This window comes from Alcanivorax sp. P2S70 (genome assembly GCF_000475295.1).
GTDB classification, from domain to species: domain Bacteria; phylum Pseudomonadota; class Gammaproteobacteria; order Pseudomonadales; family Alcanivoracaceae; genus Alcanivorax; species Alcanivorax profundi.
In genome coordinates this window covers 1-2,449 of record NZ_AXBZ01000066.1, presented here as the reverse complement: position 1 = coordinate 2,449, position 2,449 = coordinate 1, and the positions used below count along the sequence as shown (strand labels likewise).

Here is a 2,449-nt window from a genome sequence, read left to right as displayed (position 1 = left end):
TTATTCAGAGGCTCCTTAACCCCCGAGCCGCCGCAGCGGCTCGGGAGACGCGGTTCAGGCGTCTTCGGACAACAGGAAATGGGCGCGGGCAATGGTAATCGGCTCCTGGCGGTTCTTTTGCCAGGCACTGATATGGACATTGGCGATACGACGCCCCTGCCGGGTGATGCGGCACTCCGCGTAAGTATCACGAAAATGCCCGGCGCGCAGGTAATCGATGGTGAAATCGATAGTTTTGGGGACCCGTGGCTCCCCCATTTGCAGCAGAATGAAGATGATCGCTGCCTGCTCCATAAAGCCGGCCACCGCACCGCCATGCAAGGCTGGCAGTGTCGGGTTGCCAATCACGTTGTCATTCTTGGGCAGCACAAAGGTCAGTTCATCGCCCTGCGCGACCACCTGGATCCCCAGAAAACGGGCGTAAGGAACCCGGTCAACCAGCTCCTGGTAATCGGTGGCACCGCTACGGCATTCATCAATCAGAGTCTTGAGTGCTTTCATTGGCCTACCACCTGCCCGGCTTTGTCAATTTTTAAACGTGTGTAGGTGGCCAGCCCGGTAGCGATCGGCGCGTCCTCGTTGCCCTCCTCCCAGCTGGTAATGCGAACAAAGGCAACGTGAGGGGTCAAACGGTAGCAGGACGCTTCACAAACCACTGCCGCTCCCTTCGCCGGGCCGCGCAGGTGGTCGACACGAAAATCAATCGTCGGCGTGATCTCAAAGACAGGAAAGGTTCTACAGGTGACTGACATGCCGCCTGCGTGATCCATCATGGCGAAGATCGCCCCGCCATGCATAACACCGGTTTCCGGATTTCCAACCAGATCATCACGCCAGGGAAGCCGGGCACGAACCGCGGTTTCCTCTGCGCTGATCACTTCCATACCAAGCACTACAGAGTGCCGAACGGATTCGAGAAATCGATTGCATACATCCAGACGGGTAAACGGGGGAGACGAGTCTGTCACGGCGGCCAATGCCTCCTGTTGGCAAAGAGCAGATGATGGCGTCAGCTTGAAAGGCGCTGGCGGGCTTTTCGGAGGCGATTATAGCAGTCTCTGGCGGTCAACATTAGTCTCGCATCTGTCACGCGGCTCCAGAATGCACAGCCACGCCTTTCCTGGATAGCTCAATCAGAAAGTTGTTTGGTCGCAACACACGCCCCAGAATATCCGGGTACTCGGGCATGACAGTCGCCCCGGATTTCGCATGGCTGCTCACTGGAGAGCGACTGCACCGGTGACATTGTCACTAAACCCCTTTAAGAGCCTCACCCTGTATCAGCGCGGAGATTGATTCTTGGCAACCTCTTCCCGATTCAGAACCAGCATGCGAGCCGTTGGGCATATTGTCGAACGCCGCCGTCACCCGGACCGCTTCATTCACGTGGATAAAACCCCCTGGGATGAAATCTACCGGGACGGCATCATGGCTGTGCGGCATTACAGCCTTCCACCCGGCAAATCCATCGAGCTCAATGACCAGACACTAGCGATACAACCCAAACGCCACCGGGTGCCTCTGGTGTTGGTCCCTGCCCTGGGCATTCACTGCTGGACCTATGATTTGATGCCCAACCGCTCGATGGTGAAGTATCTGATGGCGCGGGGATATGACGTTTACCTGGTCGATTGGGGCAAGCCTTCCCAAGCGGAGCACGGTCTCGATCTGGATACCTACGTCAATCGTTGGCTCCCCGCCGCTATCCGCGCGGTGTGTGAGCATGCAGAGGCCGATTCGGTCAATCTCATGGGGTATTGCATGGGGGGGCTCCTGTGCCTTATGTACCTGGGTGCCCATGAGACCTCCCCGGTCAAGAACCTGATCACCATTGCCAGCCCGGTCAACTTCCATAAAAGTGGCCCTTTCGGCAAAGCCATCTCGTTAGCCGCTATCCCGTCCATGAAAGCCCACGACTGGTTCAAGCTGCGGCTGAAGCCACTGGATGACAAACTGTTTCATATTCCTGCCGGACTGTTGGCCTTCGGTTTCAAGATGACCAATCCTCCAGGGGTGGTGCAAGCCTACATGGATTTGATTCGGAACCTCGGTGATCGCGAATACGTGACTGAATATATGACCATGGGCCAATGGTTCAATGACATGGTTGACTACCCAGGTGCCGTAGTTCGCGAAGTGATTGAAAAAATGATCCTCGCCAACAGTCTGGCGCGTGGCCGTATACGCATCGGAGGGCGTAACGTAGATTTCACAACCATCAAGCAGGATTTATTGGCTTTCGCCGGCACCACCGACAACATCGTCAGTCTGCGGGCAGCACGGGAAGTCATGAATCTGGTAGGAAGCCGGGATAAACGTTTCGAGGAAGTGCCTGGCGGTCACGCAGGCGTGTTTTCTGGCTCGAAAGCGCCGGATCATGCCTGGAGAATCAGTGCGGACTGGCTTGCCACTCGTTCGAATTGATTGCCTGCGCGGGCGATCGCCCGCG

3 protein-coding genes are annotated in these 2,449 nt (G+C 56.8%); 1 reads left to right on the top strand and 2 read right to left on the bottom strand.

Annotated elements, in window-relative coordinates; genetic code table 11:
- Nucleotides 1–54: 54 nt before the first annotated feature.
- Complete coding sequence (locus tag Q672_RS31560) at nucleotides 55–501, bottom strand: PaaI family thioesterase (protein WP_022986531.1); 447 nt, start codon at nucleotides 499–501, stop codon at nucleotides 55–57.
- Nucleotides 498–968 carry a PaaI family thioesterase gene (locus Q672_RS31555; protein WP_233552406.1) on the bottom strand — a complete coding sequence of 157 codons (471 nt, stop codon included), beginning with the start codon at nucleotides 966–968 and terminating at the stop codon, nucleotides 498–500. Before Q672_RS31555 ends, Q672_RS31560 begins: the two co-directional genes overlap by 4 nt.
- A gap of 361 nt (nucleotides 969–1,329) precedes the next feature.
- On the opposite strand from Q672_RS31555, the gene Q672_RS31550 reads away from it, so the two are divergent.
- The gene (locus Q672_RS31550; protein ID WP_022986529.1) at nucleotides 1,330–2,424 is read left to right on the top strand and encodes an alpha/beta fold hydrolase; all 1,095 of its coding nucleotides are present in this window, start codon (nucleotides 1,330–1,332) and stop codon (nucleotides 2,422–2,424) included.
- Nucleotides 2,425–2,449 lie beyond the last annotated feature (25 nt).